The sequence below is a fragment of the Vibrio sp. Vf1514 genome, assembly GCF_052076135.1.
In the GTDB taxonomy this organism is placed as follows: Bacteria; Pseudomonadota; Gammaproteobacteria; order Enterobacterales; family Vibrionaceae; genus Vibrio; species Vibrio furnissii.
Genome location: NZ_CP197267.1, coordinates 1,610,016 through 1,629,677, shown reverse-complemented (window position 1 = coordinate 1,629,677; position 19,662 = coordinate 1,610,016). Strand labels below are relative to the sequence as shown.

Here is a 19,662-nt window from a genome sequence, read left to right as displayed (position 1 = left end):
AGATTCGTCTGGTTTTTACAAAATTATCTATACGTTATGGTCATTCCATCTGAAATGACCTCATGGAGGATACAAGATGTGTAATGTTTTAGTGTCTTTTGCTGAACAGGTAAAAGCGGCCCCAAACAGCATCGCAGTGAGCCACGGTGATCGACATTTAACTTATCAGGAACTTGCCCACAGAAGCGACGCATTGTGTGGCGTTCTACAGCAAAACAACGTGCAGTCTGGCGACATTGTCCCTTTAATCGCGCAGCGAACCCCGGAATTTATCATCGGCATCTTGGCCATTTTAAAAGCAGGGGCAAGTTACATTCCCGTCGATATTCATTACCCGCAAAAGCGCATTATTAACATTACCGAGCAAAGCCATGCACCGGTGATCCTCCTGAGTCACAACGCCTTTTCTTCCATCCTTGGCGACACCGACAAACGGGTGATTGCCATCGATCGCGAGACAGAAAGCAGCGCAAATATGGTCACGCCAGTGCCGATTGCCGCCGACAGTACCGCTTATGTGATCTTTACGTCGGGCACCACGGGCGTGCCCAAAGGCGTGATGGTGTCGCATGCGTCCTTATACAACTTAGTGAAATGGCATAACGATGAATTCGACATGACGCCCGCCAGTCGTAGTTCCTTGATTGCGGGGATCAGTTTCGACGTTGCGCAATGGGAGGTTTGGTCGCCGCTGATGTGTGGGGCGCGGTTGGTGCTGCCAGACAACGAAGAAACCCGCTTACAACCTGCCAGTTTGTTGAAGTTCTTTGCCAAAAACGACATCACACACGGTTTTGTGCCCACGGTGATGGTGGCTGAGTTTATCGGTCAGCCGCAGCCCGATACGCTGGCGCTGCGTTACTTGTTCACCGCCGGTGAAAAACTCAGTCCGCTCAATTTGAGCCAAGTGCCTTACCAAGTGGTCGATTATTATGGGCCAACGGAAGCCACCATTTTTGCCACGTGCAACCCGGTGGAATGCGTCACCCACAATCCAGAACCGAGCATTGGTTTCCCAATTGCAGGTGCCGAGGTGTTTATTTTAGATGAGCAGTTGCAGCGCGTGCCCAAAGGGGAGCCGGGGGAACTCTTTATTGCTGGACCTGGGCTTGCTAAAGGGTACCTTCACAATCCTGAATTGACCGATCAAGCGTTTGTTACCGCGCCTTCGGTGCCGAATACGCGTTTGTATCGCAGTGGTGACCGCGCGCGTCAATTGGCAGATGGGCGGATTCAGTTCTTGGGGCGTTTGGATGATCAGGTGAAAATTCGTGGGAACCGAATTGAGTTGGGCGAAATTGAAAGCGTCCTGCTGCAAGTAAAAGGGGTAACTTCAGCCGTGGCTCTGCTCACCGATGAAGCGTCATTGGGTGAGAAAAAAATCCTCGCCTTTGTGGTGGCAGACGGCGTGGAAACGGCGACGTTGCGCGACAAATTAACAGAGATGCTCCCGGACTATTTCATGCCTGCGGCGATTCAAATTTTACCGCGTTTGCCATTAACACCGAATGGCAAAACTGACAAACCCGCGCTGCTGGCGAGTTACCGCGCCAAAGTGGCGCACGAATCCAATGCGGTCTTCCAGGGGCTTGAAGCGGTGTTGGCCGAAATCTGGAAAAAACTGTTGGGCGTGACGATTGCGTCGGCGGATGACAATTTCTTTGACCTCGGCGGCCATTCGTTGATGGCGGCCAAACTCGCCACGGCCATCACCCAGAAAACGGGCACACGTGCTTACGTGCGTGATATTTACGACTCACCGACCATTCGCACGCTGGCGCAAACGTTAGAAGAGCGTAGCAAAGAAACCCCACCGACTGCAGATAGCGAGCCGCTGCGTATTTTGCAAGACGATGTGTTTCTCTCAGATGATATCGTGTTCAACAACGATTGGCGTGCTGAGCAGATCACCGCGCCACGCACGATTTTCCTCACCGGCGCCACCGGTTTTGTCGGCTCACAGCTGTTAGCGGATCTGTTAAAAACAACGTCGGCGCACATTTATTGCGTGGTTCGCAGCCACAGTGATGAACAAGCGCGCAAACGCATTGGCGACACCTTGGCGCGCCATGCCGTAGGGTTGTCGGCGGAGCAAGCGGAGCGAGTTCATCCGTTAGCCGGGGATTTGGCTGAGCCGAATTTCGCGCTGTCGCCAGAGGTGTACCAGCAATTGTGTCAAGACACCGATATCATTTATCACTCGGCCAGCGCAGTAAACTTCATTCAACCCTATTCGTGGATGAAGCGCGATAACGTGCAAGGGCTGCGCGAAATTATTCGGTTTGCTGGCGCGACCCGCACCAAACCGCTGATGTTGCTGTCGACCATCTCCGTTTACAGTTGGGGACACCTGCATACAGGGAAAACGGTGATGCGCGAAGATGACAGCATCGATCAGAACTTGCCGGCGGTGATCACCGATATCGGCTATGTGCGCAGTAAATGGGTGATGGAGAAAATTGCGGATCTGGCTGAATCACGCGGCTTGCCATTGATGACGTTCCGCCTTGGTTACGCCACTTGCCACAGTCAATCGGGGGCGAGTGCGGATTATCAATGGTGGGGACGTTTGGTGAAAACCTGCTTGGAAAGCAAAACAATGCCGATCTTGCGCGATCTGCGAGAAGGGTTAACCACCGTCGATTACATGACGCAGTCGATTGCGGTCATCACCCGTAACCCGGAGGCGTTGGGGCACAAGTTCAACCTCATTCATGAGCAGAAAAATAACCTGACGTTGGAAGCTTTTTTCCAAAAACTGGAGCACGAGTTCAACCTACAATTTAAACGCATGCCATTCACAGACTGGCTCGCGCAGTGGGAAGAGGATGTCGATGCGCCATTGTATCCGCTGCTGAGTCTGTTTAAAGACAACATGACGGGCGGGCAATCAACTGTACAGCTTTACCAAGACACATATATATGGGATTGCAGTAACGTGAAAGCGTTTTTGCAGGGCAGTGGTGTTGAGGAGCCGATCTTTAATCGCGAGCTGTTAGAGCGCTACTTGCAACGCTCGATCGGTTATACGATTCCTCAATCCGCCAATGTGGCCGATGAAATGTTGAGTTGAGCGTGACGGCGCTTTAATTCGAACGGTGATTCACCTTATTTGTCATTCATCTAATGGGTGGTTCATTTTATCGGTAGTTCATTTGATTGATAACGGAAAAAGGGCGTCTCAATTGAGTTTGAGACGCCCTTGGTTCTTAAGGTTGAAGCGTTTACCGATTAGCTTTCAAGGCTGAGGTAAGTTTCCAAGAATTGGCACACTTTTACCAAGTCATCGACGGCGATGTACTCTTCGGTGGTGTGCACTTTGGCCATCCCAGTCGAGATGTTCACCGTGGTCAAGCCTTTCTCGTTGAAGTTGTTGGCATCGCTACCGCCACCGGTACGTTTGGTTTTCGCTTCAATGCCCATGGCGTTAAACGCTGCTTTGAGTTCGCAAATCAGCGGATGCGTTTCGTCCAGTACAAAAGCGTTGTAAGCACGAGTCGATTGAATCACCGCTTCTGCACCATGTTTTTTCGCCACGGTGTCAAACGTTGAAATCATGTGCTCGACTTGCGCCGCTAGCTTGTCATCATTCAACGAACGCGCTTCGGCGACGATGGTCAGCTCTGGCATCACGATGTTGGTCGCCTGACCGCCATTCACCATGCCGATGTTGGCAGTGGTTTCTTCATCAATACGCAGCAGTTTCATTTGGGTAATCGCGTCGGCCGCTACGCTGATGGCACTGATGCCATCTTCTGGCACAAGGCCTGCGTGCGCAGGTTTGCCTTTGATGGTTACAGTGAGTTTCTGTTGACCCGGTGCCGCTTTGACGATGGTGCCAATTGGACCGCCGGTATCGAGTACCACCGCTTTGGTGGATTGAATGAAGTTCATGTCGAAGTTTTGTGAGCCTTTCAAGCCACCTTCTTCATGCACGGTGAACGCAATTTCAATGGTTTTGTGGGCACGGTTTTGTTCTTTCAGTGCGCGCACGGCTTCCAGAATCGCCGCGATACCGGATTTGTCATCGCCCCCTAAAATGGTGTTGCCTTTTGAGCGGATGATGCCATCTTCGATGATGGGTTCAATGCCGATGCCCGGTTTGACCGTGTCCATGTGACAGCTTAATACCACGCTGTCCGCTAAGGTGCCATCGAGGCGAGCATAAATGTTGAAGCCGTTGGAGACCGCTTCAGGAACCGGCAATTTGTGGACCGTAAAACCCAGTTCGCCCAATTGCTCACACAGGTGTTCGCCAATGGCTTTTTCGTTGCCAGATTCACTATCAATTTGAATGAGTTGCAGGAAGTTGTCGATCAGACGCTGCGAGTGGATGTGACTCATAATAATACCTCGTAGGGAACAGTGGCCATACGATGCATGGAATTGCTGCGAACTGTGCTGAGTTAAATCAATAAAGCACGTAAAAAAGGCCAGTGATCACACTGGCCTTCATCGCAATATTTAACTTGTACATGGTAATGTTGAATTCTCATATTGATCGCACGCTGTTACGACCGCTTCCAAAGCATCCGAGAAGGGGACTGGTTTGGAATAATAATAGCCTTGCTGGTGTTGAACGAGCTTGTCCATCAAATAACTTGATTGAGCCTCTGTTTCAACACCTTCAGCGACAATTTCAACTTGTAACTGATGCGCGAGATCGATAATGGCATTGAGCACAGGTGCATTGATTGATTCAACGCCGATCGTATCGACGAAGCATTTGTCGATTTTAAGAAAATCGAACTCAATATTCTGTAACACTGAAAGCGCGGTGCGTCCAGTGCCGAAATCGTCAATCGCCACAAGAATTCCGTGTTCTCGCAGTTCCCGTAGAACTTGTTGGCCTTGTTCATCGAGCAATTGACGTTCTGTAATTTCCACGACTAGCGTCAAGTTGATGTTTTTATATGCTTTAGCGTACTGCTTGAGTTTCTCGACACATGATGGCTCCAGCAGATAGGCGGGAGGAATATTGACACCCATTTGCTGGTTTTCAGACAACTTGGCTTTCGACCAGTCTTTTAGAATACTATCCAATACATAATCGGTTAGCTTGGTAATTAATCCGAATTCTTCTGCGAGAGGAATGAAATTATCTGGTCGAACAAATCCCAGTTTCGGATTTATCCATCGAATTAAGGCTTCAAACCCTTTGATTCTTGGGGGATGACTTGTCACGATAGGTTGGTAAACCATAAATAATTCGCGCCGTTCGAGTCCTTTTCTCAAATCGTCTATCAATGTTGAACGCCCGTCAAAAAAGAACATCCATAACGCGATCAGGATTGATACTGAAAAGGAGACCGGAAGCGCTCCCAACAGGAAAAATGTCATACGTTCTGATACATAGTCATCACTCGCTTCAATCATCAAAGAGAAATCGTATTGCTTGGACGCCGCAAATACGCTGCGATTAATGGTCTCAAAATTAACGTTGACGGGAAAAGTTAAACCGCCCATTTTAAATACTAATTTTTTGATTCGGTGTTCGGTATCGTAACCTAAGCGACCCGTAATATAGTCTCGTTCAACGATAGAGATTACTGCGTGATTGGCATCATTCTTATCCGTATCGATAATTAATAGTGTGCGTTTCGTTGGATCATCATCAAGATCGAACAAGACCACATTTGAATAGTTATGCCCATCAGAGTAGTAATGGTTGATATCCTGATTGAGTTCACCACGTTTCGATGAGCAAGTAATCGTGCCGTCATTCACGATAAACATTTCGCGCAGAATACTTTCAAACAACAAATCGTTTTGTAACTTTTCACATCCCCGTGGCTTGTACAGCGCCTTTTTGTTCTCTTTCCTTAATTCATTGATGATGCGATCAATTCGAGACACGTAAGAATGGGCCATGTTCATCAAGTTACTGTCCATACTTTCTGTCCCTGCACGATATGCCGCAGACATGACGATGGGTAAGGGTAACAGAGTTATGGCGAGTGCTCGCTTTATCCATTGAAGTTGTTGTTTTGAAAATCGTGTCAACATAATTCTCAAGCGTCTTAATAATGATACATGCAACTAGGTGCGCGGAGTATAGATTAATACCCTTAAACTAATAAAGGGAATTTTAAATGCGGAGCGATTATTTACATTGTTATAATTTTGATTTGAGTGCTTTCAAAATAAGTGACTTGTAACGTACGTGTTACTGTGTACGAATTTGTGTACTGTTTTGAATTCAATATCATCTGAGGGTGTTGTTACAGGTGAAGGAAACCTATTTATTTAAATTCAATAACTAATATATTTTTTCCGCCTTTATTTGCTCTAATTCATCGCAAATATTTTCATAAACTACGTGATGTAATAAAAAAGTTACACTGCGTCTGGTCGACAGATGATGGGCAATGATTGGCTCCTCTATATCTTTTTAAAGCGCGCTCATTCAAATTTATAACAACTAATTAACAACAAAAAGACAACTGAACGGAAGGAGTAGAGCATGAGCGCCAACATCAACCCATTGGGTACCGATGGCTTTGAATTTGTCGAGTACACGGCCGCAGATCCCCAAGGTATTGACGATCTAAAGCAGCTGTTTTCTTCGTTAGGGTTTGCTGAAATTGCCAAACATCGTTCCAAAGAAGCGTGGTTATATCGCCAAGGCGACATCAACTTTATCGTCAATGCGCAGCCGCGTAGCCAAGCCGAAGCGTTTGCCAAAATCCACGGCCCATCCGTTTGCGGCATGGCTTTTCGTGTCAAAGATGCCGCGTCTGCGCTAAAACATGCGTTAAACAACGGCGCAGAGGAGTACAAAACTGAAATCGGCCCGATGGAACTGAGTATTCCGGCGATTTACGGCATTGGCGAAAGCTTGTTGTACTTTGTTGACCGTTACGGCGATCGCAGCATTTACGATGTCGACTTCCACTTTTATGACGATGCTGCCGCGCGCATGCAGGAAGCCCAAGCGGGTTTGATGGTGATTGACCACCTCACGCACAACGTGAAACAAGGCCACATGGACACCTGGTCTGGCTTTTATGAGCGCATCGGTAACTTCCGTGAGATTCGTTACTTCGATATCGAAGGTAAACTTACCGGGCTGGTAAGCCGTGCAATGACTGCACCGTGTGGCAAAATCCGCATTCCGATCAATGAATCCTCTGACGATAAATCGCAGATTGAAGAGTTCATTCGTGAATACAACGGCGAAGGCATTCAGCACATTGCGCTGAGCACCGACGACATCTACCAAACCGTGCGCACGCTACGCGAACGTGGCATGGACTTTATGCCAACGCCAGATACGTATTATGAGAAAGTCGATGCGCGCGTTGAAGGCCATACTGAGAATGTCGACGAGCTCAAAGCGTTGCGCATTCTGATTGACGGCGCGCCGATGAAAGATGGCATTCTGCTGCAAATCTTTACTCAAACCGTGATTGGCCCAGTGTTCTTTGAAATCATTCAACGTAAAGGCAATGAAGGCTTCGGCGAAGGCAACTTCAAAGCGCTGTTTGAATCGATTGAAGAAGATCAGATTCGTCGAGGAGTACTGAGCGATGCATAAGTGGATGACCTTCCCGCACCGGGAAGGGGTATGCTCCAAACAGGCGCATGCCGATTTCCCGAGTGACGCAATTTATGAACGTGAAGCGGGCCGCAGCGGTTTCTTCGGCCCGGCAGCACACTTCCATCATCAACATGCCCCAACGGGTTGGAGCGAGTGGGAGGGCGAACTGCGCCCACGCGCGTTTAACTTCAATCACGTTACTGAAGCCTCGCAGCTTTCTCCTTGGTGTGTGCCGCACTTGCTGCACAATCAGGATGTGAAGGTTCGCGTCTGGAAGCTGGCGCAGCCGATGGAGTGCCTAGTGCGCAACGCCGATGGCGACGACTTGCTGTTTGTTCATCAGGGCAAAGCGAATTTGTACTGCGATTACGGCCACATGCGCATCAGCGAAGGGGATTACGTGTTGATCCCGCGCTCGACCAACTGGCGTTTAGAACCGCAAGAGTCGCTGTTTCTATTGATGATTGAAAACACTGATGCGGCGTACACGCTGCCGGAGAAAGGTATTGTCGGCAATCATGCGGTGTTTGATCCTGCCGTGTTGGAAGTGCCAAGCATCAATGACGCGTTTAAAGCGCAGTATTCCGAGCAGCAAACACAGGTTCAGGTCAAACGCCATGAGCAAGTGAGTGTGATTACCTATCCGTTTAACCCATTAGATGCGATTGGCTGGCACGGTGATTTGGCGGTGGTCAAACTTAACTGGCGCGACATTCGCCCGTTGATGTCACATCGCTACCATTTGCCACCGTCTGCGCACACGACGTTTGTCGGTGCTGGTTTTGTGGTGTGTACGTTTGTGCCGCGTCCGATTGAAAGCGACCCAGGCGCGCTCAAAGTGCCGTTCTACCACAACAACGATGATTACGATGAAGTGCTGTTCTACCACGCTGGTGATTTCTTCAGCCGTGACAATATCGAAGCGGGTATGGTGACTTTCCACCCCGCTGGCTTTACCCACGGCCCGCATCCGAAAGCGTTTCAAGCTGGGATGGAATATAAGAAAAAATTCACCGATGAAGTGGCTGTGATGATTGATACGCGTCATGCACTACAGTTTGGTGAAGCGGCGCAAAAGGTGGAAAACCGCGAGTACGTCTACAGTTGGAAAGCAGTCAAAGAATAAGGATAGACAATGAAGTTAGCGACGCTAAAAAATCATACCCGTGACGGGCTGCTCGTGGTCGTCAGCCGTGATTTAACCAAATGCATTGCCGTGCCGGAGATTGCGGAGAATCTGCAGCAAGCGCTGGACAGCTGGAGCATGAACGAACCGATGCTCGATGAAGTGTATCAGGCGCTCAATGAGGGGGAGCTGTATAACGAAATGGAGTTTGACCCGACGCTGTGCGAATCGCCCTTACCACGCGCCTATCAATGGGCCGACGGTTCTGCGTACGTCAATCACGTGGAGCTGGTGCGTCAAGCGCGCGGCGCTGAAATGCCGCCAAGCTTTTGGACTGATCCGCTGATGTATCAAGGTGGCTCCGATACCTTCCTCGGCCCGAAAGACGATATCCTGATGGAAAGCGAAGCGTGGGGCATCGATTTTGAAGGTGAGGTGGCGGTGATCACCGATGATGTGCCGATGGGCGCAGATGCAGAACACGCGGCGCATGCGATTCGCCTGATCATGCTGGTTAATGATGTGTCTCTGCGCGGCCTGATTCCCGGCGAACTGGCCAAAGGGTTTGGCTTTTTCCAATCCAAACCGTCGTCGGCGTTTTCGCCCGTGGCTGTCACGCCCGATGAGCTGGGCGAACACTGGGATGGGGGAAAAGTGACGCTGCCGCTGCTGTCGACCTATAACGGTGTGCCGTTTGGTTGCCCGAATGCCGGCGTGGACATGACGTTTGAATTTCCACAACTCATTGCCCACGCGGCGAAAACCCGTCCGTTAGGTGCGGGCGCGATCATCGGGTCTGGCACCGTATCGAATAAGCAAGGCACCGATTTTGGTACTGCGATTGCTGAAGGGGGCGTCGGCTATTCCTGTATTGCAGAAGTGCGCATGATTGAAACCATTCGCGATGGGCAGCCAGCAACGCAGTTCATGAAGTTTGATGACACCATTAAATTGGAGATGCTTGATCATCACGGACAAACAATCTTTGGCAGCATTGAACAGCGTGTGGTGCAATATTTACCGCCCAAGCAGGTGATTTATGAGTGAACGTCAACTCTATGGCTACTGGCGATCATCGGCAGCGTATCGAGTGCGGATTGCGCTTCATCTCAAAGGGTTGGCATACACACACTGTCCGGTGCATCTGGTGAAAGAGGGCGGCGAACAGCACAGCGCTGCCTATCATCAATTAAACCCCAGTGAGTTAGTGCCGACCTTGGTTGATGGAAATGTGACATTGTCACAGTCTTTGGCCATTATCGAATACTTGGATGATGTGTATCCGCAAATGCCTTTGATCCCAAGAAGCGGGCATAAGAAATATCAAGTGTTGTCGCTGGCGCACGATATTGCGATGGACATTCATCCCATCAACAACCTGCGCGTTTTACAGTATCTCAGCAGCGAACTTGCGGTGAACGATGCGCAAAAAGCCGAATGGTATCGTCACTGGGTGCAGGTTGGGTTTGCTGCGTTTGAAGAGAAGCTCAATACGCGCGCTGGGGCTTTTTGTGTCGGCGACGAACTGTCGCTGGCGGATGTGTGTTTGGTGCCGCAGGTTTATAATGCTGAGCGTTTCGGTGTCGATATGACGCCGTATCCACAAATTGCACGAATCAGTGAGTCCTTGCGTCATATTCCCGGCTTTATCAAAGCCGCGCCAGAGCGCCAGCCAGATTCTCAGTAGCGGGAAACTTTGTATCATTGGTTAGAAATAACCTTCGCGCTGATAAGGGTTTAGTTGCATTGCAGCACAATGGCTCCCATAATGTTCGCGTCATGTGTCGCAGGGTCACAACGGCCTTGCTGACACCCAAATATGGGGAATTAAGTGTGCTTACTGCCATTAAAACGCTGCACAGCAAAATGTTTGAATTGGAACAATGGCGCATAGGGATCGTGCATCAAAGCCTCAATGAGGTGCTTACCATGGGCGTTCAGCCGAACAATATGGAGTGGTTTCCAGTTCAGCACTACGATTTTGTTGCCGACCCGTTCTTATTTACACTCGATCATCAACAGTACCTTGCCTGCGAAGTCTTTGACTATCTGCGCGGTAAGGGCAAACTCAAATGTTTCGACTTATCCGGAAAAGAATACCCATTTTTTGATGCCATCAATGCTCTCGGTGGGCATAAATCGTATCCGTTGGTGATGGAACATCAGGGTGACTATTACGCCATTCCGGAAACCAGCGATCGCCGTGAAGTGGCGCTGTATCGGTTTGACCGTACGACCCAACAATTCGTTTGGCATCAGGCGCTGCTGTCTGGTGGCGATTATGTGGATACCTCCGTGGTGGAACATCAAGGATATTGGTATCTGTTTACCTCTGGCGCCAGCGATCCATTCACGCAGCATCTGTTTATTTCCGATGAGTTCGCCGGGCCGTATCAAGAGCACCCATTATCTCCCATTTGTCGCGATGTATGTGGCGGTCGAAATGGTGGCGCCATCTTAAAACATGAAGGCGATCTGTATCGCTTTGGACAAAACTGCGATGGCGGTTATGGCAAAAGCTTGTTGGTGATCCGAATCAACACGTTGACGCCGACAGACTATTCAGAGTCCTACGTCAATGAACTGCATCCGGTCGCGCCTTACAGCGATGGAATTCATACCCTTGCTCATGACGGTGACACCACCATCATCGATGCCAAAATTCACACCTACTACCTCAAAAATCTGTTGAAGAAGACGATATTTAAAATCATGGAACGATTTGATATTGAACGCCCCTATGATTAAGTGCTATTAAGCGATAGCAGACTGAGAAAAGGGAGCGGCAAGCGCACATATGTCTTTAGAACAATTGATTTCGGATTATGGCTATTTTGCCATTGCGGCCGGGACCTTTTTTGAAGGGGAAACCATTCTGGTTTTAGGCGGCTTTGCTGCGCATCGGAGCTATTTAGAGTTGCCTTGGGTCATTGTGTGTGCGTTTGCAGGTACCTTGTTTGGCGATCAACTGTATTACTACATCGGCCGAATCAAGGGTAAACAAGCGTTGGCCAAACGGCCCCATTGGCAACAAAAGTCTCAGCGTGTGTTTGAACTGCTGGATAAACACCAAATTCTACTGATCTTAGGATTTCGGTTTTTGTACGGTTTGCGCACGGTCACGCCGTTTTTGATTGGGGCAAGTAAAGTGCCGCCGCTGCGTTTTCTGATTTTTAATGTCATTGGCGCGGCTTTCTGGGCGATTACTGTGGGTGTATTGGGCTATCTGTTTGGCAATACGCTAGAAATAGTGATTGGCAACATCAAGCATTATGAGATGCAGGCCTTCGCCGTCATTGCGCTCGTTGGCGTAGTCGCTTGGTTTCTACGTCATCGCAAGAAACGTTCACCATCAGATACTCAATAACATCATGACGCCCTTGGTTTTTCACCCAGGGCGTTTTATTTAACGGATTAATTTACTTAACGCATTCATTGATTTAGCGCGCTAATGCGGGGTAGGTAAAGAAAACCAGATGCGTGAGGTTAAAGGCGAAATGGAACAGGACCGCGACCCAGAGTCGGCCACTCCAATGATACGCCAAGCCATATCCCAAACCCGCCAATGCGGCGAACATGACCAAGAGCAATCCGCCAGCTATATGAGCTAAACCAAACAGCAGACTTGCACTCAAAATGCCCACGATGGTGCCGCCCACGCGTGTCAATGTTTGCTGAATCACACCGCGAAACAGTGCTTCTTCAACCACACACGTTAGCAGCAGGTTGTTGAGCGCAAACAGCCACAGCCAATCCGGTAGCGAAAACTCGGGTTTCAGAGCGCCTAAAAACCAAGCGACCAACAACAATCCGAGCAGTGGCGGTAAAACGCATAGCGTCTTTCGCCATTGAGGGGCCGCTTGCGTGCCCAGCAGCGCTGGAAATGCCAGCCAAAGCGCAAAGAAGACCAAAGGTTTGTCGATGTTGAGATAGAGCGAAAACGGCATACTCATCGGGCCGGAAATCACCTTATCGAGAACTTGCGTGTTGCCAAAACCGGGGAGGGCGTGAATCATCAATGCCACGCACCACAGCAGCAATCCGCACCAAGCCAGTGTGCGTTTATAGCCGGTGAGTTTGGGAATGAGAGCGCCTAAGCCTAATCCAAGCAGGCTGATCAATAGCGCGAGAGTGGAGAGCTTATCGCCCAGCCACGCCCCCGCTAAAGTCACCGCCAATAAAGTCAGCGCGGCCTGGCGTTGTTTGCACAGCGCGGCAAGAATCGCGAGGATCAATGGGATCCAAATCCACAGCGAGCTAGTGATGTTCATGTTGTTTTCCACAGAGTTTATGGTGCTCATCGCACGAAAGGCGGCGATTCTATGCAACACGGCACAAGAAACAGATTCTACCAGTCAGTACAGAGTTCTAATTATTTGAAACAATGTTTTAAATTTCATTTTCCCTTACGGAATATGAGAGTAATATAGATGGCAGAAACGACAAATAAAGGACCATTCTTGTGTTTATTGGTAAGACTTCACAACTTGAATTTGCGCAATGTTTATCACCTAAGCTCCTTCCGTTGATTCGCGAAGCGCTGGCTAAATTGGCCGATGCAGAAAAAGAGGGCACGCCGATGGCAAGCGGCCGTCATGAGCTGGATGGCGAGCGCGCGTTTTTCTTCATCATGAACGACCACACGCAACATCTTGCGCAGCGTAAATCGGAGTGTCACCGCCGTTATCTGGACGTGCAGATTTTGCTGCAAGGCCGCGAAACCTTTGGTTATAGCCTTACGCCATTTGATGCGTTGGATGAAGACATGCTCGATGATCGTGACTTGGCATTCAGTGAACAACTGAATGATGAGCTGTTTGTCTCCATTCAAGCGGGCGATTTCATCGTATTTTACCCAGGTCAACCTCATCGTCCGTTGATTGCGACTGACGAACAGCCGATGCCTGTACGCAAAATGGTGATTAAGGTCGATAAAGCGCTGTTTGCGTAAGTCACCAGCGCCTGAGCAGTGATGATCGTTGGAAAAAAAAACGCCCGCATAACGCGGGCGTTTTTGTGTTCGACAGTGTGACCGTTAAATAAAGCGACTTGGCCAGTCGGAGAAAATGGCATCCACTTGATTGAGCAAAGCAAACTTGTCGCCATCGTTGACCGTGTAGCACCAGATTTGATAGCCGTCTTGGCGCAAGGTTTGCACGTGTTTTTCCGTCAACCAGCGGTAATTTAAGTTGGCACTGAATGCGTTCACTTCTTTGAGGACCGCTTTGTCTTTGGCAGACAATCGTTCGCTGAGCACGCCGAGTTTATAACCCGGGCAGTGCTGGTGGAGTTCACGAATGATGTCATGACTGAAACTCGACAGCAGAATCTTCTCTTGCGCCAACGGGCTTTGATCCAGTTGCGCTTTGAGTTGCGACGCCACTTGCGCCACATCGTGATTGTCGACTTTGACTTCGATGTTCAACCCTAAATCGTTGGCAGCCGCCAGTTCGAGCAGTTCTTGCAGCGTCATGATAGGTTCGCCGCTGAACTTGGCGTCAAACCAGCCGCCGAAGTCAAATTCGCGCAGTTCTTCCAACGTGTAGGCATCGACGCGGCCTTTGCCATTACTGCAACGGTTGATGGTGTGATCGTGACACACGATCAGGACATGATCTTGGGTGGGCTGAACATCGATTTCGACCCACTTGAGGCCCATATCGATCGCAGCCTGTACGCTGACTCGGGTATTTTCCGGGAAAGTTCCGGCCACGCCTCGGTGACCCACAATAATCGGAGACATAACGCTTCCTTAAGCTTTGAGATTGGCGAACTACGCCACAACCATATCGACGTGATGATGCTGACACAATTGTGTCATCTCAGGCGTGGCGAGATCGACAAAGAGTCGTTGTATTTCAGACAGTTTACCGCTAACCACCGGAGCATAGCGCCCCAATTTGGTTTTGTCTGCAACTAACCAACATTGTTCGCTCTGTTCGATGATGGCGCGAGTCAGATGGGCTTCTTCTGGCGTGAAATCGAGCAACTGACCTTTGTCGTTCAAACCGCCCACACCGAAAATACCAATCTTGATGTTGAATTGGCGATAGAAGTGGGTGGTGGCTTCGCCGACCGTATCTTCATCCGACGGGCGAACCGCGCCGCCCGCGAGGTGAATCGCCATGTTGGGGTTGCGGCTTAAGGTTAATGCGGCGTTGATGTTGTTGGTGACCACGGTCAGCCCCGGGTGATCCAGCAGTGCGTGCGCCACATGTTTCGGCGTGGTGCCGATGCCCAGAAAAATACTGCTGCCTTCTGGCAATTGGTCCACCACGCGTTGCGCGATTTTCTGCTTCGCGGAGAGATTGATCAGCTCCCGATTGGTGAAGGAGAGATTGTCGTTGGCACTGGGGAGCGAAATCCCGCCATGCACACGGCGCACCATGCCTTTGTCGCTCAAATCGTTCATGTCTTTGCGAATGGTTTGCACCGAAACATCAAAGCGTTCAGACAACAGCGCGCTAGAGAGCACGCCGTGCGCCTGTTGCAAATACGCCAGAATCTGTTTTTGTCGGGTCGATAAACTCACACGTATCCTTACGCAATCGCGCGTTGAGCCAGAGAAACAGGGCAGAGTCGCTTGCCATGTTCATCAAACAGATGCAGGTTGTCGGGTGTCACTGACAGCGTGAGTGGATCGTGGATCTGCAGCGCCATTTCCGGCGTGACGGCAATGAAATCGCGCTCGCTTTCCAAGCCAATGATGCGGCCATGCACCAGTTGGTTTGGACCCAGCGGTTCGACGACGTTGATATCGAGTTCAAAGCACAGCGTGTGTTCGCTGCAATTGAGCTGCGCGTGCTCAGGACGAATGCCGAGCGTGATCGAGTCGGCGCTCAAGCCATCATATTCGGGCAGATAACACTGTTGTCCGGCGACATGCAAGCGACCGTTTTTCAGCGACGCGGGCAGAAAGTTCATCGCTGGGCTGCCGATAAAGCTGGCAACAAACGTACTGGCTGGCTGGTGATACACTTCAGCGGGTGTGCCGACCTGTTCAATCTCACCTTGTTTGAGCACCACAATGCGATCGGCCAGCGTCATTGCTTCGACTTGGTCGTGGGTCACATACACACTGGTGACGCCCAATTCACGTTGCAGCTTTTTAATTTCTAGACGCATGTGCGCGCGCAGCGCCGCATCGAGGTTAGAGAGCGGCTCATCAAACAGAAACAGCTGCGGATCGCGCACAATCGCACGGCCCATCGCCACGCGCTGGCGTTGACCGCCAGAGAGTTTCGACGGTTTGCGATCGAGGTATTCATCAATCTTGAGCGTCTTGGCGACTTTGCGAATTTTCTCATCGATGGTGTTTTTATCCACACCTCGATTTTTCAGCCCGTACGCCAAGTTATCGTACACGCTCATGTGCGGGTAGAGCGCGTAGTTCTGAAACACCATGGCGATGTCGCGTTTGGCGGGTTTCTCGCTGTCGACACGGCGGCCACCCAAATGAATTTCGCCGCTGCTGATCGACTCCAGCCCGGCGATGGAGCGCAAAATGGATGACTTGCCACAGCCAGACGGGCCAACCAGCACAATGAATTCACCTTGCTGAATCGATAAGTCGACCCCTTTGACTGCGCGGTGGCCGTTTTCGTAAGTTTTCACCAGTTGTTTGATATCGAGCATCACGTTGTCCTGCTCCTTGCGCGCTGCGCTGGGTACTAAATGCATCACGGAATTATTTTTCACTTTCGACAAGTCCTTTCACAAACCAACGCTGGAACACCACCACCACCAAAACCGGCGGCAGCATCGCAAGAATGACCATGGCGAAGGCGTAGTCATAGCGGGGCAGGTTGGTCTCATTAATGTTGTTCAGAATCTGTTTAATGCCCATCACGATGGTGTTGTAGTGTTCATCGGTGGTCATCATGATGGGCCATAAATATTGGTTCCAACCGACGACAAACATGATGATAAAAATCGCCGCCATCATGGTTTTTGAGAGTGGAAACAGAATATCGATGAAGAATCGAATCGGCCCGGCGTTATCGAGTTGCGCCGCTTCCAGCAATTCGTCAGGAATGGTTTTAAAAAACTGACGAAAGAAGAAAGTCGCGGTTGCTGATGCAATCAACGGCAGAATTAATCCGGTGTAACTGTTGAGCATGCCAAGGCCGGACACCACTTCATAAGAGGGGATGATGCGCACTTCCAGCGGCAGCAGCAGCGTGACGAAAATCAACCAGAACCACGCGCTGGCATACGGCAAACGAAAGTAAACCAGCGCGAACGCCGCCATCATGGAGATGATGATTTTGCCAATCGCAAAGCCAAGCCCCATCACCATCGAGTTAAAAATCATGGTGCTGGCGGTGACGTTACCGGCAAAGCCGAGGCTTTTATTCCATGCTTCGTCGTACACGGCAGACAGGTTGTCACCGATGCCCCATTGCAGACCTTCACTGATGATGGTGTTCGGATTGTGGGTCGAACTGGCGAAAATCAGCCAAATTGGCGCCAGCATAAAGAGTGCGCCGGCAATCAGGATCACGTGATCCGACAGTTTATTGCTTTTCATAGTCATTCCTTAAACATCGTGCCAATCAGTAGTGCACGCGCTTTTCAACAAAGCGGAACTGAATGAATGTTAGGCCGAGCACCAGCAGCAAAAGCACCACGGATTGCGCCGAACTGCCGCCCAAATCAGCACCCACAAACCCGTCGCGATACACCTTGTACACCAGCGAGGTGGTGGTGCCGCCGGGGCCGCCGTTGGTCATGGTGTCAATCACGCCAAACGTTTCGAAGAAGGCGTATGTCAGGTTGATCACCAAGAGGAAAAAGCCTGTCGGTGCCAACAACGGAAAGGTAATTGTCCAGAAGCGTTTGCTATCGCTAACGCAATCAAGCGTGGCCGCTTCTTTGACCGCGTAAGAAATCGACTGCAATCCAGCGAGAAAATAGACGAAGTTGACTGCGACCTGTTTCCACACCGACACCAAAACGAGTGCAAAAGTGGCATCGAATGGGTCGGTCTGAACGCTGAATGTCCAGCCGACTTTGGCGAAGAAATCGGTCAGCACACCGATGTGTGGGTTAAACAGAAATCCGCCGATGATGCCCGCGACGGCTGGCGCGACGGCGTACACCCAAGTCAGCGTCACTTTGTACGAGCCTTGGCCGTGAATCACATTGTCGGCTTTGACGGCCAGCAGCAGTGCAATCGCCAGTGACAAAAAAGAGACCAGTACCGAAAACAGCACAGTGAAACCGAGTGATTCCAGATAGTCGCTCGATTGAAACAGCATCTGGTAGTTTTCAAACCAGACAAACGTGGAGGACATGCCCCACGGGTCTTCCAGCATGAATGAGAGATAAACTGCTTTTGCCGCCGGATACACGAAGAAGATCGCGATGATCACGATTTGAGGCGCCAGCAAAATATAAGGCAGTGGTGAGTGAAAAAATTGTTGTCGACGTTCCACGACTCTTTCCAGTAATGCTTAACCCCGGCAATATCCGGTGAAGCGAACAACTTCACGGCATCTTGGGGTTGGGTGAGCTACTTTTCGCGCAAGCGAAAACAGCATCAAAAAGAAAGCCTGCTTACTCTGGCGAATAAGCAGGCGAGCGCGTTATTGCACGGTGCGTGCGAAGCGATTGAGCAGTTTTTCGCTTTCGTCTTCGACTTTGTTCAGGCTCGCTTCAACCGAAGCACGACCTGCGAAAATGTTGTCGAATTCACGGTGCATCACTTCACGAATCTGTGGGTAGTAACCGAGTCGGTAGCCTTTGGTCCATTCACCCGATGCCAGGCTCAGCTGTTTCACGCCCACTTCTGCGTCCGGCTGCTTGGTGTAGTACCCGGAGGCTTTGGTCATGTCATAAGCCGCGTTGGTGACGGGCACGTAACCGGTGGTTTCGTGCCAGTACATTTGCACTTCCGGGCGAGTGAGATAAGCGAAGAAGGCCGCGACCGCTTTGTCTTCCGCTTTCGGATGGCCATTAAGCGCAAACAGCGCCGCACCGCCGATGAAGGTGTGTGTGCCTTTGGCGTTCAGCGACTGCCAGTAAGGCAGGTATGTGGTGCCCAAATTGAAGGTCACGCGGTTACGCAGGCCACCGAATGAACCCGAAGAGCCCATCCACATCGCCACTTCTTGACGTTCAAATGGCGTCTGGTTTGCATCCCAGTTGCTGCCGTAGTATTTGAAGTAACCTTTGTCCGACCACTCTTTGAGTTTTTTGAAATGCATCACCATGTCTTGGGTGTTGAACATCAGCTTAGAAGAGAGGGACTCGTAGCCGTTCTTGTGATCAGAGAGGGGTAGGTCATGGCGCGATTTGAAGTTCTCAAACATGATCCAAGGGGTGTGTGACTGCGAAAATGCCACGTAACCTTTGGATTTCAGCTTTGCCGCCAGCGCTTCAAGCTGCTCATATGTTTTTGGCGCTTCGCCATCCACTGTGCTCAGAATGTCTTTGTTGTAGTAGAGCACTGGTGTTGAAGAGTTGAATGGCATGCCCACCATTTTGCCGTTGTTGTCGGCATAGAAGTTACGCACGCCTGCCAGGTAATCTTTGGCGTTAAATGAATAGCCCGCATCGATCATGATGTCTTGCACGGGGTTTGCCACACCCGGCGCATTCATGATGGTTGCTGCGCCGGCATCAAACACCTGAAGAATGTTTGGCGACTGGCCCGCACGAAATGCCGCAATACCGGCCGTCAATGTTTCGGTGTACTCACCTTTGTAAACGGGCGTGATTTTGTAGTCGTTCTGTGACGCATTGAAATCGGACGCAATCTTGTTCACGGTTTCGCCCAACTGACCGCCCATGGCGTGCCACCACGTGATTTCTGTTGCCGCTAAACTGGATCCTGAAAAGGTTGCTGACAGCAGACCCGCTAACCATAGCTTGTTCATTGTGTTTTCCCTTGTTGAGTTTCGAACGAGACTGTTCTTGTTTCGTTTGACGCTATGGTGGCGAAGAAATATGTCACATCCGTGGATGTTAAATTTCATTCCGATGAAAGATTTAT

The 19,662-nt window shown here is 50.2% G+C and carries 17 protein-coding genes; 8 read left to right on the top strand and 9 right to left on the bottom strand.

What is annotated here, in order from left to right:
- Window positions 1-76 precede the first annotated feature (76 nt).
- The gene (locus tag ACS18Q_RS07595; protein ID WP_441256874.1) at window positions 77-3,073 is read left to right on the top strand and encodes an amino acid adenylation domain-containing protein; all 2,997 of its coding nucleotides are present in this window, start codon (window positions 77-79) and stop codon (window positions 3,071-3,073) included.
- Between the two features lie 158 nt (window positions 3,074-3,231).
- Here the strand turns inward: ACS18Q_RS07595 and ACS18Q_RS07590 are convergent, their stop codons facing one another.
- Together ACS18Q_RS07590 and ACS18Q_RS07585 are read right to left on the bottom strand one after the other, a co-directional pair.
- A complete protein-coding gene (locus ACS18Q_RS07590) occupies window positions 3,232-4,344 on the bottom strand; it encodes a M20/M25/M40 family metallo-hydrolase (RefSeq protein WP_143678973.1) in 1,113 nt (370 codons plus the stop codon).
- A 120-nt stretch (window positions 4,345-4,464) separates the two neighbouring features.
- Complete coding sequence (locus ACS18Q_RS07585; RefSeq protein WP_441256873.1) at window positions 4,465-5,892, bottom strand: EAL domain-containing protein; 1,428 nt, start codon at window positions 5,890-5,892, stop codon at window positions 4,465-4,467.
- 571 nt (window positions 5,893-6,463) lie between these two features.
- On the opposite strand from ACS18Q_RS07585, the gene hppD reads away from it, so the two are divergent.
- The 6 genes from hppD (at window position 6,464) to ACS18Q_RS07555 (ending at window position 12,033) form a co-directional block, all read left to right on the top strand.
- Window positions 6,464-7,537 carry a 4-hydroxyphenylpyruvate dioxygenase gene (gene hppD / locus ACS18Q_RS07580; RefSeq protein WP_055466855.1) on the top strand — a complete coding sequence of 358 codons (1,074 nt, stop codon included), beginning with the start codon at window positions 6,464-6,466 and terminating at the stop codon, window positions 7,535-7,537.
- The gene (locus ACS18Q_RS07575; RefSeq protein ID WP_441256872.1) at window positions 7,530-8,666 is read left to right on the top strand and encodes a homogentisate 1,2-dioxygenase; all 1,137 of its coding nucleotides are present in this window, start codon (window positions 7,530-7,532) and stop codon (window positions 8,664-8,666) included. Before hppD ends, ACS18Q_RS07575 begins: the two co-directional genes overlap by 8 nt.
- 9 nt (window positions 8,667-8,675) lie before the next feature.
- Window positions 8,676-9,713: a fumarylacetoacetate hydrolase family protein gene (locus ACS18Q_RS07570; protein WP_441256871.1), complete on the top strand. Its 1,038-nt coding sequence runs from the start codon at window positions 8,676-8,678 to the stop codon at window positions 9,711-9,713.
- Window positions 9,706-10,353, top strand: a complete 648-nt coding sequence (gene maiA / locus ACS18Q_RS07565) for a maleylacetoacetate isomerase (protein ID WP_143678976.1) — start codon at window positions 9,706-9,708, stop codon at window positions 10,351-10,353. The genes ACS18Q_RS07570 and maiA overlap by 8 nt, the downstream gene beginning before the upstream one ends.
- Window positions 10,354-10,499: 146 nt before the next feature.
- Window positions 10,500-11,414, top strand: a complete 915-nt coding sequence (locus tag ACS18Q_RS07560; RefSeq protein ID WP_158140758.1) for a glucosamine inositolphosphorylceramide transferase family protein — start codon at window positions 10,500-10,502, stop codon at window positions 11,412-11,414.
- A 49-nt stretch (window positions 11,415-11,463) separates the two neighbouring features.
- Window positions 11,464-12,033, top strand: a complete 570-nt coding sequence (locus tag ACS18Q_RS07555; RefSeq protein ID WP_004725823.1) for a DedA family protein — start codon at window positions 11,464-11,466, stop codon at window positions 12,031-12,033.
- A 73-nt stretch (window positions 12,034-12,106) separates the two neighbouring features.
- On the opposite strand, the gene ACS18Q_RS07550 is transcribed toward ACS18Q_RS07555, so the two are convergent.
- On the bottom strand, window positions 12,107-12,937 hold the full coding sequence (locus tag ACS18Q_RS07550) for a lysostaphin resistance A-like protein (protein WP_441256870.1): 831 nt from the start codon (window positions 12,935-12,937) through the stop codon (window positions 12,107-12,109).
- A gap of 191 nt (window positions 12,938-13,128) precedes the next feature.
- Here ACS18Q_RS07550 and ACS18Q_RS07545 point away from each other — a divergent pair, with 191 nt between their 5' ends.
- Window positions 13,129-13,617, top strand: coding sequence for a YhcH/YjgK/YiaL family protein (locus ACS18Q_RS07545; protein ID WP_172562239.1), 489 nt, complete (start codon window positions 13,129-13,131; stop codon window positions 13,615-13,617).
- A gap of 84 nt (window positions 13,618-13,701) precedes the next feature.
- Here the strand turns inward: ACS18Q_RS07545 and ACS18Q_RS07540 are convergent, their stop codons facing one another.
- The 6 genes from ACS18Q_RS07540 to ACS18Q_RS07515 all read right to left on the bottom strand — a co-directional run bounded on the left by ACS18Q_RS07540 (window position 13,702) and on the right by ACS18Q_RS07515 (window position 19,546).
- On the bottom strand, window positions 13,702-14,409 hold the full coding sequence (locus tag ACS18Q_RS07540; RefSeq protein WP_158165310.1) for a glycerophosphoryl diester phosphodiesterase: 708 nt from the start codon (window positions 14,407-14,409) through the stop codon (window positions 13,702-13,704).
- A gap of 30 nt (window positions 14,410-14,439) precedes the next feature.
- Complete coding sequence (locus ACS18Q_RS07535; RefSeq protein ID WP_004725832.1) at window positions 14,440-15,198, bottom strand: DeoR/GlpR family DNA-binding transcription regulator; 759 nt, start codon at window positions 15,196-15,198, stop codon at window positions 14,440-14,442.
- A gap of 8 nt (window positions 15,199-15,206) precedes the next feature.
- On the bottom strand, window positions 15,207-16,301 hold the full coding sequence (locus ACS18Q_RS07530) for a sn-glycerol-3-phosphate import ATP-binding protein UgpC (protein WP_441257629.1): 1,095 nt from the start codon (window positions 16,299-16,301) through the stop codon (window positions 15,207-15,209).
- A gap of 52 nt (window positions 16,302-16,353) precedes the next feature.
- A complete protein-coding gene (ugpE, locus tag ACS18Q_RS07525; RefSeq protein WP_004725836.1) occupies window positions 16,354-17,196 on the bottom strand; it encodes a sn-glycerol-3-phosphate ABC transporter permease UgpE in 843 nt (280 codons plus the stop codon).
- A 25-nt stretch (window positions 17,197-17,221) separates the two neighbouring features.
- Window positions 17,222-18,103 (bottom strand): ABC transporter permease subunit, encoded by an 882-nt coding sequence (locus ACS18Q_RS07520; protein WP_441256869.1) that lies wholly within the window; start codon window positions 18,101-18,103, stop codon window positions 17,222-17,224.
- 150 nt (window positions 18,104-18,253) lie between these two features.
- A complete protein-coding gene (locus ACS18Q_RS07515) occupies window positions 18,254-19,546 on the bottom strand; it encodes an extracellular solute-binding protein (RefSeq protein WP_441256868.1) in 1,293 nt (430 codons plus the stop codon).
- Window positions 19,547-19,662 lie beyond the last annotated feature (116 nt).